Consider the following 14,803-nt stretch of genomic DNA (forward strand, 5'->3'; position numbering starts at 1 on the left):
GCGTTACAGTGGATCTCCCTTTTCATTTCCACCTTCATAAATAGTAAATAACCCACCAATTATAAGAAGCGGATGGAAATAGAAAGAACCTGGAAATGGACAAAAAAAGGCACAGATGACGAGCACCTGTGCCTCATAGAGATTATTCTATTAAAAGGGGGTCAATTAATTAATTTCATCATAACAAAAGAATATTTCACATGTGTTACACCTAAGTTAAAATGTTATTTCTTTTAATTGACGACTTTTAATTCCTCTAGAAGATTCTCGATATAGTGCTGTGCAGACTGAGCTGCAATACTTCCATCTCCAGTTGCTGTCACGATTTGTCTTAGTTCTTTCTCACGAATGTCTCCAGCGGCAAAAACACCCGGAACTTTCGTTTCCATATTTTCATCCGTCTCAATATACCCCTGTTCATTTGTAATGCCTAGGCTTTCGAATGGAGTACTTAAAGGGATCATACCAATATAGATAAAAGTACCGTTGGTATCAAATTCATATTCTTGACCTGTCTTATTGTTGTGAAGGGTAACGCTGCCCACTTTTCCATCTTTATCATTGATGGATTTCACAACCGTATCCCAGATGAAGTCGATCTTATCGTTATCAAACGCCCGGTCTTGAAGGATTTTTTGAGCACGAAGCTCATCCCGACGGTGAACAATTGTCACTTTGCTTGCGAATCGAGTAAGGTATACCCCTTCCTCAACAGCAGAATCACCGCCACCTACAACGACAAGCTCTTTATTACGGAAGAATGCACCGTCACAAACAGCACAGTAAGATACCCCTCTACCGCCAAGCTCTTTTTCTCCAGGGACGCCAAGTTCTTTATACTGTGCACCAGTTGTAACAATGACTGCCCGCGCTTTATACTCTTTATTTCCAGCCTTAACCGTTTTGTACTCTTTCCCATCGATGACTTCTTTGATATCGCCGTACGCATATTCAGCGCCGAATTTCTTCGCATGGTCAAACATTTTATTAGAAAGGTCCGGTCCTAAGATGCTTTCAAATCCTGGGTAGTTTTCAACATCTTCGGTATTCGCCATTTGCCCGCCAGGAATACCCCGCTCAATCATAAGCGTATCCAGATTAGCTCTGGACGTATAGACGGCAGCTGTCATACCAGCAGGACCCGCTCCTGCAATAATTACATCATAAATACGATCTTCACTCATCTATTATCAACTCCTTGTGATTGCAATACTCTCAGTTGTATTTCATGTACATATCATAGTAAATCATACGAAAACCGTCCATCAATGTGCTTAAAGAAAAGTGGAAGCGGCTTGTTCAGCCTTGACAAGCATAAGACAAACGTTGCAGTGAAGTGCTCTTTTTTCACGGAAACGATTGTCTTATGACCTCGAGAGGCTAGCCGCTGCAACTAGACATTAAAGAAAAGTGGAAGCCCCTATGGGAGGCACGAACTGCATAAGCAAAATCACGTCGTGGCGGTCTCTGCCACAAAGTGAGTTTGCTTATGTCTCGAGTGCCTGGGGGCTGGAACTAGACAAAGAAAGGTGGAAGCGGCTTGTTCATCCTCGACAAGCATAAGACAAACGTTGCAGTGAAGTGCTCTTCTTTCACGGAAACGTTTGTCTTATGACCTCGAGGGATTCAGCCACGCCTGATATTATTTCTGCCAAGGTCCGTCTTCTTCCCCCATTTTAGGGTACTGCTTACATCCTTTTTCCCAAAGCTGAAGTGATTTAGAAGGGTTCCCCGTATGATAAAGGGAAATGCTGTACCACTTATAATAGACCCTTCGCCTTACGACCTGTTTATCTTTAAGCTGCCTGAAGCGGTCCACTGCCTCTTTGTAGTGTCCAGCCCTTGCTAATGTTTCCGCTACAGCTAGTTTTTGCTGCTCATGCATTGGAAATACATTGCGAAGGCGTTCAATGTGAAAATTGGCTTCTTCTGTGCGTTTCCCTTCGAGTAGGAAGGTTGCCAAATTAACATGGCTGTGAATGTTCGCGGAATCCTGCTGTAAATTTGCTTCCTCAAATTGGATTGCCTCATCTGTATCCCCGTTCATGAAAAGAGCGTAGGCATATTTATGCTTGGCCATCTTAAATTCTGGGAAGAGGTCCATCATTTCATGAAGTACACTGAGAGCTTGATCCCATTCTTCCTGTTCTAAATGATAAAAGGCAGTTTCTTGATAAATAAGAAGTTCATCTTCATCTTCAAAAGCCCATTCATCTTCGTCATCGTCTTCTTCAAGGGAATCGAGCATTTCCTTTAACTGATTAGCCGCTTCTTCAAACTCACCATCACCGGATTGTTCAAGATATATATCTACATATTTTTTAGCATCACTGAGCAAGCCTAAATGAGCGTAATTATTGGCCATCAAATAGTAACAATCGACGTATTCCTTACCAAAGTCAGCTAATACCTCAGTGAGTACCTGATTGGCTGCATGATAAGAGCCAACTTCCGTGTATACTACCGAAAGCTGGCATTGGTACAAAGGTTCTTCGGGAGAGGCTTCGATCGCTTTCTTCAGCCACTTGACGGCAGCACTGAAACGACGCTTTTGGAAAGCCTGTATCCCATGGGTAAAGTAAAATGTTCCTGATGGTAAAAATGGGATGATATTCGTATCCTGTTGTGCTGCTGTCTCTTTTACTGATGTGGTCATGACTGTCCCCCTATTTCCGTTTCAAATCTCACTAATTATGCAGTATAACATAAATAAAGACCTAGAAATAGGAGAAAATGTAATCCGTTACGAATGTCTCTTTTCTAATACTTGAAGGACATCATCGAATGGGACTCCACGATCGGTGAGGATCATCAACAAATGGAACATAAGATCTGCTGATTCTAAAGCTATTTCTTCAGAATCATCATTCTTGGAGGCGATAATAACTTCGCCTGCTTCTTCACCAATCTTCTTAGCTATACGGTCCACACCTTCCTGAAAGAGTTTAGATGTATAAGATCCTTCAGGTAATGTAGCTTTACGGTCAGCTAATACAGATTGCAGATCATCTAGAATTTGATACCTGTTTTCTTTTGGCCGGCTGTCCTGCTCTGTTAAAGATTCTGTGAAACAGCTATAGTCTCCTTTATGACAGGCAGGTCCATTCGGAATCACCTGTACGAGAAGAGCATCCTGATCGCAGTCATAACGAATGCCCTCTACTTTTTGGCTGTTTCCTGATGTTTCCCCTTTGTGCCAAAGTTCTTGACGAGAACGGCTGTAAAATACAGTCTCTCCAACCTTCATGGTCTTCTGCAAAGACTCTTCACTCATATAGGCCAGAGTCAAAACTTCTTTAGAACGTGCATCCTGAACGATTGCTGGTACAAGGCCTTGCTCATCAAACTTGATATCATTAGTATTCATCTTACAGGCACTCCTTTTTCCTTCAGATACGCTTTAACATTTTCGATTGAGGTTTCTTTATAGTGAAAGATAGAAGCAGCCAATGCAGCATCAGCGTCCACTTTTGAGAATACGTCATAGAAATGCTCACTTGACCCTGCACCACCGGAGGCAATCACAGGGACATTAACGACGTTTTGTACTGCTTGTAATAATGGCAGATCAAATCCGGTTTTTTCCCCATCTTTGTTCATAGAAGTAAGAAGAATCTCTCCCGCTCCAAGCTTAACAGCTTCCTTTGCCCAATCTGTCACTTTCCACTCGGTTGGTGTACGGCCACCGTGCGTGTAGACGCGCCAACCCCCTTCTTTCTCGTCAAACCGGGCATCAACAGCCACTACGATACACTGACTCCCAAAGTAATCAGCCCCTTCGGCAATAAGCTCCGGGCGCTGCACAGCAGAGGAATTAAGAGAAACTTTATCTGCCCCGTTTCTCAACGTCTCCTTAATATCTTCAAGAGACCGGATACCTCCTCCAACAGTGAAAGGAATGGCAAGTTCTGATGCAACGGCACGGACTACATCGATCATTGTCTTTTTACCTTCGTGGCTTGCAGAAATATCTAAGAATACAAGTTCATCAGCGCCTTGTTCGTCATAGACCTTAGCCAATTCAACAGGGTCGCCCGCGTCACGGATATCAACGAATTGTATCCCTTTAACCACGCGTCCCTCTTTAACATCTAAACAGGGAATGATTCTCTTTGACAGCATCATTCCACCTCCAGATCTAATGCTTCTTTTAAAGTGAATTGATTTGTATACAGGGCTTTTCCTACGATAGAACCGACCACATGATCCCCGGTATACTGCTTTAACTCTTCAAGATCATTCAATCCCTTAATTCCGCCGGATGCAATAACATTCACACCCGTGTCCTGTGCAAGGCGGACAATTTCTTTTGTATTCGGTCCTGACAGCATTCCATCTTTTGCAATGTCTGTATAGATGAATGTCTCAGCGCCCGCTTCCGCTAACTCCTTACCTAAATCAACGGCTTTGATCTCTGATTGTTTCAGCCATCCAGCTGTAGATACATACCCGTCTCTAGCATCGAGTCCTATGGCAATACGCTCGCCATATTTTCCGAGCAGCTGCTTAGTCGTTTCAACGTCCCGAACGGCAAGTGACCCAATAATTACCCGGTCAACGCCTCGCTCTAAATAGTAAAGCACATCTTCTTCAGAGCGGATACCGCCGCCGATCTGCACGCGGCAGTTTAACTCTTTTGCGACACGCAGCACGTGTTCAGCATTTTGCTTAGATCCTTCTTTGGCTCCATCAAGGTCCACCATATGAATCCAGGAAGCTCCCATTTCCGCAAATTCTTTCGCCACTTCGAATGGATTCTCCCCATAAATCGTTTCCTTATTAAAATCCCCTTGTTCCAGGCGTACACATTTGCCATCCCGCATATCTATGGCCGGGTAAATGGTAAAGGTCATTTTTCCAACTCCTCACTGTCTGCACATTACCTTACAAAAGTTCTCCAATAACTGCATGCCTGCCTGCCCGCTCTTTTCGGGGTGAAACTGGCTGGCCACTAAATGATCCCTTCCAATAATGGCAGGAACCTCCCCGTGATAGTCAGCGGTAGCATATAAAATAGAAGGCTGCTCTGTCTGAACGACATAAGAATGCACGAAATAGACATGGTCTTCCTTCACATCCGTCATGATAGCTTGTTCCGGCTGGTGGATATTCAACTCATTCCATCCCATGTGAGGGACTTTATAAGCCTCCCCTTTCTCATTTCTGCCAGAGAAACGAGTGATTGAACCTGGAAATAAACCAAGGCCCTCTGTTTCTCCACCCTCTTCACTTCTTTCGAATAACAACTGCATTCCTAAGCAGATCCCGTAAACAGGAATACCAGCTTCTACTTTTTCTTTAATAAAATGAATGAAATTATGTTCTTCTAATGCTTTCATCGCGTCTGGGAAAGCCCCGACTCCAGGAAGAATATAACCATCACAATTCTCCAGTTTCTCTGGACGGTCCCCCAGCTTATAGTCAACGTTTATCCGCTCAAGAGCTTTAGAGACGCTAAAAAGGTTCCCCATCCCATAATCAATGATTCCTATCATCTATAAACTTCCTTTCGTACTCGGTACGCCTTGAACCCTCGGGTCAACCTGAGTAGCTTCATCTAAAGCTCTCGCCAGCGCTTTAAACATAGCCTCTATAATATGGTGGGTGTTGTGACCATGATGAAGGACGATATGTAAATTCATCCTTGCTTCCACAGCCAGTTTCCAGAAAAATTCATGAACATTTTCTGTATCAAACGTTCCGACCCGGTCTTTAGGAAGCTCAGCTCTCCATTCCAAATGCGGTCGATCACTAAGATCAACAGCAACAGTCACTAACGTTTCATCCATTGGCAGCGTCATTGAACCATAACGCTTCATTCCAAATTTGTCCCCCACAGCTTTACGCAAAGCCTGTCCAAGACAGATTCCTATATCTTCTGTCAGGTGGTGATCGTCCACTTCAACATCTCCACGTCCAACGACAGAAAGGTTGAAGAGTCCGTGTTTGGTAAAGAGTTCGAGCATATGAGAAAGGAAAGGAACCTGGACATCCAAGTCCGCTTTTCCTTGTCCATCTATATCAAAATTGAGTTGAATATCTGTTTCTCGTGTTTTACGTTCAATTGTCGCTGATCTTTGTTCTGTCATGTCCATCGCTCCTTTCTTATTTCCACTGCTCTCGCATGGGCCTCCAATCCTTCTAAACGAGCCATACGGGCAATTTTATCCCCATTTGCTCTTAAAGCCTGTTGACTATAAGAAATGACGCTTGTTTTCTTTAAAAAGTCCTCTACGTTAAGTGGACTGGAGAATCTTGCTGTTCCGTTTGTAGGCAGAACGTGATTGGGTCCTGCAAAATAATCTCCAACCGGCTCACTACTGTAGGGTCCCAGAAATACCGCCCCCGCATGCTTGATTTTCCCCAGGCATTGAAAAGGGTCAGAAGTAATGATTTCCAAGTGTTCCGGAGCTATATCATTAATAGTTTCAATAGCTTCCGCTTCATCTTTACAAATTACAATCATCCCGTAATCTTTCACACTCTGGCTGGCGATTTCAGTTCTTGGAAGTGAGTTCAACTGAATGTCCACTTCTTTTTGAACGTCTACAGCAAGATCTTCACTCGTTGTAACAAGAACACTCGAAGACCTTGCATCGTGTTCTGCCTGTGATAAAAGATCGGCTGCTATTTCTTTTGCTTTTGCTGTTTCATCAGCAAGTACAGCAATCTCACTAGGTCCCGCAATCATATCAATATCCACATCGCCAAAGACTTCCCGTTTCGCCAGGGCTACATAAACATTCCCAGGTCCCGTAATTTTATCAACAGAAGGAATGGTTTCCGTACCATAGGCAAGAGCGGCAACAGCCTGTGCTCCTCCTACTTTATATACATCTTCAATGCCGAGAAGGTGGGCAGCAAGAAGGACACCATCAGGAATTCTGCCATCTTTTCCAGGAGGTGTTGTCATCACAATTCTTTTCACACCTGCAACCTGAGCCGGTATCACATTCATAAACACAGAAGACGGATAGGCCGCCGTTCCTCCAGGCACGTAAACACCAGCCACATCAATCGGAGTGATTTTCTGCCCAAGGATTGTTCCGTTCTCTGATGTATCAAACCATGAATTCGGCAGTTGTTTTTCATGAAAGGCGCGGATATTATCTGCCGCTTCCTTAAGAATTTGAACAAATTCGCCGTCCAGAGATTCATAAGCCTGCTCAAATTCTTCCTTTGTCACTTTTAACGAATCTAAATATGCCCTATCAAAACGTTCAGTATATTCTTTTACTGCTTTATCACCATTGTTTTTAACATCGTCAATGATTTTTTGTACAGCAGCTCTCTGTTGTTCTGTACCTTGATCAACACTTCGTTTTAATGATCCTAAGTCGGTTTTATTGATAATTCTCATTAACGCTCGCCCTCCATAACCTCACTTAAGTTTGAAACCATCTGCTCAATTTCTTTACTCTTCATTCGATAGCTCACCGGGTTCACAATTAGGCGCGAGGTAATGTCCGTTATCTTTTCGTATTCTACAAGACCATTTTCCTTAAGCGTGCGGCCTGATGAAACGATGTCCACGATTCGATCCGCTAAACCTATAAGTGGAGCAATTTCTATAGATCCATTAAGAGGAATGATCTCTATCTGCTCTCCCTGTTCACGGAAATAATCAGAAGCAACTTTAGGGTATTTCGTCGCAATCTTAGGTGCAATCCGGCTGAGTGGTTGATCAGGAAGACCAGCTACAGCTACGTAACAAGGACTTATTTTCAGATCAAGCACTTCATAAACATCCCTGTCCTGTTCAAGAAGAACATCTTTGCCGGCAATACCAATATCAGCTGCACCATATTCTACGTAAGTAACCACGTCCATCGGTTTAGCCATCATTACGCGGATGTTTTGGTCTGGGAATTCAAGGATCAGCTTTCTCGAATCATCCAGATCAGCACCTAAGTCATACCCTGCCTGCTCCATTAATTCTGCAGCTTCTTCATAGATGCGTCCTTTCGGCATTGCAATCGTCAGTGGTTTATTCATTACGTTCACCCCCACCCTTTGTAAGGTCGACTGTTCGCGCTAAATCTTTTTGGAAGGCGTGGACATCCGGTATCTGATCAACATGCTGCAGTAAGACGGATAAACCTTCGCGGCGATATTTACTCGCTTTTGCAACCCCTTCACTGTAACTATCATCATCAACGATGATACCAATTCGCGGATCTTGATCCTCCTTTACGTCCAACGCTTCGACGAGACGTTCTAAATGGATAGCAAACCCTGTCGCTGATGCATTCAATTGAAAGGAAGGGAGAAGTGTGTCATATCTTCCGCCGTTACAAAGCATCGCCCCTAAATGCGGCGCATATCCTTCAAAAAGGATTCCTGTATAGTAATCCATGTGACTGATTAGGTTGAGGTCAAAATGGATATATTCTGCTACTTTATATTGCTCCAGGAGACGGTACAACTGTTTTAATTCATTAACCGCCTGCATACACAACTGATTACGCGCAAGGGAACGGCTGGATTCAAAGATCTCTCCCCCCCCTTTAAGAGATAAAAGCTGCAGCAAGACGTTTTTCTTTTCTGCTGTTACTGAAAGGGCTTTGACTGCCTCTTTGTATCCCACGTAATTCTTGCGATATAAATAATTTAACAAGGTTTCCGTCGTATCTTCATCATCACCAAGAAGGTCACTGAAGAAGGCTTTTACGTAGCCTATATGACCAACCGTAATCACAAAATCTTCCAACCCTGTCTGTTTTAATGATTCAACCAGCAGTGCAATGACTTCTGCGTCTCCATATGAAGAGTGGTCGCCGATTAACTCTGTGCCCACTTGTTCAAACTGCGCAGGCTTCCCGCCTTCAGTCTGCTGGGCCCGGAATACAGGGCCATCATAGGCAAGCCTGAGAGGAAACTCTGTGTTTTTCAGTTGAGAGGCAGCCACCCTTGCTATAGGTGCTGTCATATCAGGGCGTAAAACAAGTGTATGGCCCTGCTGATCTAATAACTTAAATAACTGTTGATCAAGTGTCGCACTTACTTTTCCAACTGTATCGTGGTATTCCATAATGGGCGTATCCATGAACGAATACCCGAATGACAAAATTGTTTCAGTGAGGCTTTTTCTTGCTTTTGATTTCTGATTATAAAAAAAGGGAAGCGTGTCTCGCATTCCCAAAGGTTTTTCAAACATCAGCCTTCTAACCAATGGAACTCATCCTTTCCGTCAAATCCTTTAGCTTGCTAATATGCTAACAAAATAAAGATTGTGCGTCAATTAAGATTTTCCTTCCATATGTTCCCCTTCTTATCATAGCAGAAACTGTTGAACATAATCGGATCCGCCCGTTTTCTTTCGAATAACCGACAAAAAGCTCACCTGAAGGGAAACAGCTTTATGATTACAAAAAAAAGACCTCGCCCCTCCAAGGGACAAGGTCTTGACCTTAAACGTATTCAATCGGAGTAACTGCTTCTTTCAGCAGCTGATTAAGCTGTTCGGTGTACTCCTGTTTTTGTTGTTCACTATAATTTAGAGCTTTAGCCATATAATCAATAACGGAAGTTTTATGATCTCTTACCCATTGGATATTGAAGAACAAGGCTGCGGTACGGCGAACAAAGAAGTCGACTGGTTTATAAGTCATCTCGTTTTCTAAAGCATAGGCAAGTTGAGCAAATACTACAGGGTCAACACCCTCTTCTTTGGCTTCCTGCTTACGATTCTTGTAGTTATCGAACACTTTATCAACGTTTGAACCATAAAGCTGAATCAGCATGTCCGCATCATCATCGCTCAGTTCCAGAGATTCAGCAATTTTCGCCCGGTCTTCCTTGAACTTCTTAAAGCCTTTTGAGCCTCCAACGTCGCCGCCGGAAATTGGCATATTTTTTGTCTCTGAATCAGAATAACGAATGCCGTATTCTTCCATGATTTGATCACGGACAAGGTTAACGGCTGTCTGAGCCATTTTACGATAACCAGTTAACTTCCCGCCTGCCATGGAAATCAATCCAGAATCAGATACGAAGATTTCGTCTTTTCGAGAGATTTCAGAAGGGTCTTTACCTTCTTCATGAATAAGCGGACGTAACCCGGCCCAGCTGGATTCCACATCTTCCTTGGTCACTTCAACGGTAGGGAACATTGTTTTCATAGCGTCCAAAATATAGTCACGGTCGTCTTCAGTCATCGTAGGATGAGCGATCTCCTGATCATACGTCGTATCTGTTGTACCGATATACGTTTTCCCATCTCTAGGAATCGCAAAGATCATACGACCATCCGGGCTGTCGAAATAAATCGCCTGTCTCAGTGGGAAGACAGATTGATCGAAGACAAGGTGAACACCTTTGGTTAACTGCAGTGTTTTCCCTTTCTTAGATCCATCTATTTCACGCAGTTCATCGACCCACGGACCACCAGCGTTAATAATTTTTTTCGCTTTCACATGGTATTGTTCCCCAGTGACTGTATCCTCTACTTTTGCCCCTATAACAGAACCTTCGTCATCATAAATGAAGTCTACAACTTTTGCATAGTTAGTAGAGCAGGCGCCGTATTCTACCGCTTTTTTCATGACTTCCAAGGTTAAACGCGCATCATCTGTTTTGTACTCAACATAGTAACCTGCGCCCTTTAAGCCATCTCTTTTAATAAGAGGCTCACGTTCTATCGCTTCTTCAGCACTCATCATCGTACGGCGTTCTGACTTCTTAACACCCGCTAAGTAATCATAAACACGAAGACCGATGTTTGTAGAGAAGGGCCCGAAGTTGCCACCCTCATGGAAAGGAAGCAGCATCCATTCAGGAGTTGTTACGTGAGGACCATTTTCATAAACAATCTCACGCTCTTTGCCCACTTCTGCAACCATTTTTACTTCAAATTGTTTCAGGTATCTCAGGCCACCATGAACAAGCTTTGTTGAACGACTTGACGTTCCCGCTGCGTAATCCTGCATTTCAACGACTGCTGTTTTCATACCTCGACTGGCAGCGTCCAATGCAATACCAGAACCTGTGATTCCTCCACCGATAACAAGAAGATCCCATTCTTCCTGTGCCAGCTGGTCAAAATTACGTTGTCTTTCATAGCTTGAAAATGATTTCATACTATCTCTCCTTCTTCCGTTGTCTTCATTTAATGGTCTTCTACGTTTATTCCCGAAAACAAAAAAATTATGTGTGCAAATGCCGATCAGCGAAACACAAGCCATAAAAAAAGAGACCACGAAACTCCTTATGCTTCAGCATAAAGCTTCGTGGTCTCTCCGCGTCTCCGACCGTAACCATTAACTTGTACCCTTATTATATCAGAGAGAATGAAGGTGTCAAAGAATTATTCTTCCTGTTTAAACACCCTTGTTGCTTCCACGGCTTTTTGCCAACCTTTATATAGTTTCTTACTTTTTTCTTTTTCCATACTAGGTGTAAATTCCCGTTCAATGTTCCATTGGTTTTCAATTTCCTTACGATCTTCCCAGAAACCTACAGCCAGACCGGCAAGGTAAGCTGCACCCAGTGCGGTTGTTTCATTGACTTCCGGGCGCTCCACCGTCACATCCAGCAGGTCACTCTGGAACTGCATCAGGTAATTGTTTTTGACTGCTCCACCGTCGACCCGGAGCGTTTTCAGTTCGATTCCGGAGTCTTCTACCATCGCATCAACCACATCTTTGGTTTGATAAGCAAGAGAATCAAGAGTAGCACGAACGAAATGCGCTTTTGTGGTGCCCCGGGTTAAGCCGAATACAGCACCGCGTGCTTCACTGTCCCAGTATGGTGTACCTAAACCAACGAAAGCAGGTACAACATAAACCCCGTCAGTGGAGTTTACTTGACCAGCTACTTCTTCACTTTCTGGAGAAGTTTCAATCATTTTCAATCCATCACGAAGCCATTGAATGGCCGATCCGGAAACAAAGATACTTCCCTCAAGAGCATATTCCACTTTACCGTCAATTCCCCACGCAAGAGTTGTCAATAAACCATGGTCTGACTTAACCGCTTCTTCGCCAGTATTCATCAACATAAATCCACCTGTACCATAAGTGTTTTTAGCCATCCCTTTTTCAAAACAGGCTTGACCGAATAGAGCGGCCTGCTGATCACCGGCAATTCCGGCAATTGGCACTTCTTTTCCAAAGAAGTGATAATCAACTGTGTGGGCATACACTTCTGAGGAAGGTTTGACTTCTGGAAGCATGTCTCTTGGCACTCCTAAAATATCAAGAAGCTCATCGTCCCACTTTAAATCGAAAATGTTGTACATAAGCGTCCGGGAGGCATTGGAATAATCCGTCACATGTGCTTTTTGACCGGATAGCTTATAAATCAGCCAGGTATCAATGGTTCCAAACATTAGATCCCCGTTCTCAGCTTTTTCCTTTACACCGTCGACGTTATCAAAGATCCATTTTACTTTCGTACCGGCAAAGTAAGGGTCAAGCAGTAAACCGGTTTTATCTCTGAATGTATCTTCCAGACCTTTTTCTTTTAATTCGTTACACACACTTTGTGTCTGGCGGGACTGCCATACAACTGCTCTATAAACCGGCTTTCCGGTATTTTTATCCCATACTACAGTCGTTTCACGCTGATTGGTAATCCCGATTCCGGCAATATCCCCGGGATCAACATCCGCAATCCTGAGTACATCAGCGATACACGCTAGTACAGATGTCCAAATTTCGTTGGCATCATGTTCAACCCAGCCTGGTTTGGGAAAGTACTGTTCAAATTCTTTTTGTGCTGTTTCTACGATTTCACCATCATGATTAAATAAAATGGCTCTTGAACTTGTTGTTCCTTGGTCAATTGATAAGATATATTTCCCCATTTATTCCACTCCTCTTTAATTATTCATAAGCTTTTTTCAATTCCACTCTCATAGATGAAAGTAAAATGAGAATAACGACGACAGAGCTCAGCCAAAACCATAAGCCGGCCTCACCTTTAAAAACAGCCTGGTAGAACAATCCACCATACACGCCGCCTATTATAGGACCCAGGACAGGAATCCATGAATAACCCCAGTCTGATCCACCTTTACCTGGGATAGGAAGCAGCGCGTGAGCAATCCTCGGCCCCAAATCACGGGCAGGGTTGATCGCGTAACCCGTTGTAGCTCCCAGTGACATACCAATGGCTACAATTAATAAACCGACAATGAGCGGATTTAACCCTTCGGTGAACTCATTAGCGCCGATAAACAATATCCCCATAACCAGTACAAAAGTACCTATAATTTCACTGACCAAATTGGAAATCGGACTTCTAATTGCAGGGTCGGTACAAAAAATAGATTTTATCGCCAATTCATCTTCTGTATCTTTCCAATGAGGGAGATAGTGAAAGAAGACAATTGTTGCTCCGGCGAATGCCCCGATCATTTGAGCAGTTACGTACATGGGAACTTTCGCCCATGGAAAATCACCTACCGCAGCTAATCCCAGAGTAACGGCAGGATTGATATGTGCTCCTGTTACTTGACCTACAGCATAGACCCCCATAGCAACAGCCAGACCCCAGGCAATAGTAATTAACACCCAGTTCCCCTGGGCTTTTGTAGCTTTCAGGTTAGCTCCTGCTATGACACCGCCTCCAAAAATAATGAGAATCATTGTTCCGATCAGCTCACCCATAAACTCAGTCATGATGGAATCCCCTTTCCGGTCACTTTCACCGATGTAAAAAAACCGTCCAGTAACTCGGATGGTTTTTACTGTGCACTTCTTATGGTTTCTTTTGTTCCTGTTGTTTATGTATCTTTGTTGTTAAGACGCCATAATTCAGCACGTGAGGTTGAAACTGCAGCCGCTCCTGAAGCAAGGGCGCTTTCAACCTCTTCTTCCGTTCGTATTAACCCACCGGCGATAACCGGTATTCCGATGTGACCTCTAATCTCTTGTATCATTCCCGGTAAAATACCAGGTAAAACTTCAACAAAATCAGGCGCTGTCCTTTGAATGATTTTCACATTATGTTCAATGGCCTGACTGTCGATTAGAAACAATCGCTGAACGGAAAGGAGATTATATTTTTTTGCCTGCTGGATAACATGAGCCCTTGTGGAGATTACTCCATCCGGCTTAACTTCTTGTCCTATGTATTCCATTCCATAGTCATCCGCCTTTAAGCCCTGAATTAAATCCACATGAACAAAGATTTTCTTTCCTGCCTTCTGTCCTACTTTCACAAGTTTCCTCAGCAGACCTAAACGACTTTCGAGCAGAATAATATAGTCGGTATCACTTTCCAGCAAGGATTCAAATTCCTTAATTTTTTTTACAGCTGGCAAAACAGACTGGGTAAGCTTCATAGGGTTCCTCCCTTGCGTTCTTCCATTTCTTCTCTGGTATAAATGATTTTCATAGGGTTTCCCCCTACGAAAGAGCCGGCAGGAACATCTTTATGAACTAGAGTTCCAGCTGAAACAACGGCTTCATCTCCTATAGTCACCCCTGGAAGAATAGTGGTATTGGCACCAATTAAAACTTCATTCCCAATAACCACCTCTCCCAGTCTGTATTCCTTTATTAAATATTCATGGGCCAGAATAGTTGTGTTATAACCAATAACCGTATTACGTCCCACTTTAATTTTTTCAGGAAACATAATGTCCACCATAACCATAAGGGCGAAAGCTGTCTGTTCACCGACTTTCATATGCAGAAATGTCCGGTACAGCCAGTTTTTCACCCCTAGAAAAGGAGTATAGCGGGCCAGTTGAATGATTAGAAAATTTTTGACCACTTTTAAGAAAGGTACCGTTTTATAGATATGCCAGAGTGAGTTGGCTCCTTTAACAGGATAACGCTCTGTCTTTCTCATACGG

At 43.4% G+C, this 14,803-nt stretch carries 15 protein-coding genes; all 15 read right to left on the minus strand.

Annotation, left to right across the window (positions count from 1 at the left end):
• Positions 1-233 precede the first annotated feature (233 nt).
• Positions 234-1,184, minus strand: coding sequence for a thioredoxin-disulfide reductase (trxB, locus tag LC036_RS07445; RefSeq protein WP_226580463.1), 951 nt, complete (start codon positions 1,182-1,184; stop codon positions 234-236).
• A 458-nt stretch (positions 1,185-1,642) separates the two neighbouring features.
• Positions 1,643-2,656: a tetratricopeptide repeat protein gene (locus LC036_RS07450; RefSeq protein WP_226580465.1), complete on the minus strand. Its 1,014-nt coding sequence runs from the start codon at positions 2,654-2,656 to the stop codon at positions 1,643-1,645.
• A gap of 87 nt (positions 2,657-2,743) precedes the next feature.
• Positions 2,744-3,367: a bifunctional phosphoribosyl-AMP cyclohydrolase/phosphoribosyl-ATP diphosphatase HisIE gene (hisIE, locus tag LC036_RS07455; RefSeq protein ID WP_226580469.1), complete on the minus strand. Its 624-nt coding sequence runs from the start codon at positions 3,365-3,367 to the stop codon at positions 2,744-2,746.
• On the minus strand, positions 3,364-4,122 hold the full coding sequence (hisF, locus tag LC036_RS07460) for an imidazole glycerol phosphate synthase subunit HisF (protein WP_226580472.1): 759 nt from the start codon (positions 4,120-4,122) through the stop codon (positions 3,364-3,366). Before hisF ends, hisIE begins: the two co-directional genes overlap by 4 nt.
• Positions 4,122-4,853: a 1-(5-phosphoribosyl)-5-[(5-phosphoribosylamino)methylideneamino]imidazole-4-carboxamide isomerase gene (hisA, locus tag LC036_RS07465; protein WP_226580474.1), complete on the minus strand. Its 732-nt coding sequence runs from the start codon at positions 4,851-4,853 to the stop codon at positions 4,122-4,124. Before hisA ends, hisF begins: the two co-directional genes overlap by 1 nt.
• Positions 4,854-4,865: 12 nt before the next feature.
• A complete protein-coding gene (gene hisH, locus LC036_RS07470) occupies positions 4,866-5,495 on the minus strand; it encodes an imidazole glycerol phosphate synthase subunit HisH (protein ID WP_226580477.1) in 630 nt (209 codons plus the stop codon).
• Positions 5,496-6,089 (minus strand): imidazoleglycerol-phosphate dehydratase HisB, encoded by a 594-nt coding sequence (hisB, locus tag LC036_RS07475; RefSeq protein ID WP_226580480.1) that lies wholly within the window; start codon positions 6,087-6,089, stop codon positions 5,496-5,498.
• Positions 6,086-7,360 (minus strand): histidinol dehydrogenase, encoded by a 1,275-nt coding sequence (hisD, locus tag LC036_RS07480; protein ID WP_226580483.1) that lies wholly within the window; start codon positions 7,358-7,360, stop codon positions 6,086-6,088. The genes hisB and hisD overlap by 4 nt, the downstream gene beginning before the upstream one ends.
• Positions 7,360-7,995, minus strand: a complete 636-nt coding sequence (hisG, locus tag LC036_RS07485) for an ATP phosphoribosyltransferase (RefSeq protein WP_226580487.1) — start codon at positions 7,993-7,995, stop codon at positions 7,360-7,362. The genes hisD and hisG overlap by 1 nt, the downstream gene beginning before the upstream one ends.
• Positions 7,988-9,157, minus strand: coding sequence for an ATP phosphoribosyltransferase regulatory subunit (locus LC036_RS07490; protein ID WP_226580490.1), 1,170 nt, complete (start codon positions 9,155-9,157; stop codon positions 7,988-7,990). The genes hisG and LC036_RS07490 overlap by 8 nt, the downstream gene beginning before the upstream one ends.
• Before the next feature lie 253 nt (positions 9,158-9,410).
• On the minus strand, positions 9,411-11,078 hold the full coding sequence (locus LC036_RS07495) for a glycerol-3-phosphate dehydrogenase/oxidase (RefSeq protein WP_226580493.1): 1,668 nt from the start codon (positions 11,076-11,078) through the stop codon (positions 9,411-9,413).
• A gap of 227 nt (positions 11,079-11,305) precedes the next feature.
• On the minus strand, positions 11,306-12,805 hold the full coding sequence (glpK, locus tag LC036_RS07500; RefSeq protein WP_226580496.1) for a glycerol kinase GlpK: 1,500 nt from the start codon (positions 12,803-12,805) through the stop codon (positions 11,306-11,308).
• A gap of 19 nt (positions 12,806-12,824) precedes the next feature.
• Positions 12,825-13,622, minus strand: a complete 798-nt coding sequence (locus tag LC036_RS07505) for an MIP/aquaporin family protein (RefSeq protein ID WP_226580499.1) — start codon at positions 13,620-13,622, stop codon at positions 12,825-12,827.
• A 104-nt stretch (positions 13,623-13,726) separates the two neighbouring features.
• On the minus strand, positions 13,727-14,287 hold the full coding sequence (locus tag LC036_RS07510) for a glycerol-3-phosphate responsive antiterminator (RefSeq protein WP_226580502.1): 561 nt from the start codon (positions 14,285-14,287) through the stop codon (positions 13,727-13,729).
• A complete protein-coding gene (locus LC036_RS07515) occupies positions 14,284-14,799 on the minus strand; it encodes an acyltransferase (RefSeq protein ID WP_226580504.1) in 516 nt (171 codons plus the stop codon). The genes LC036_RS07510 and LC036_RS07515 overlap by 4 nt, the downstream gene beginning before the upstream one ends.
• Positions 14,800-14,803: the final 4 nt, after the last annotated feature.

The organism is Halobacillus litoralis (assembly GCF_020524025.1).
In the GTDB taxonomy this organism is placed as follows: domain Bacteria; phylum Bacillota; class Bacilli; order Bacillales; family Halobacillaceae; genus Halobacillus; species Halobacillus litoralis_D.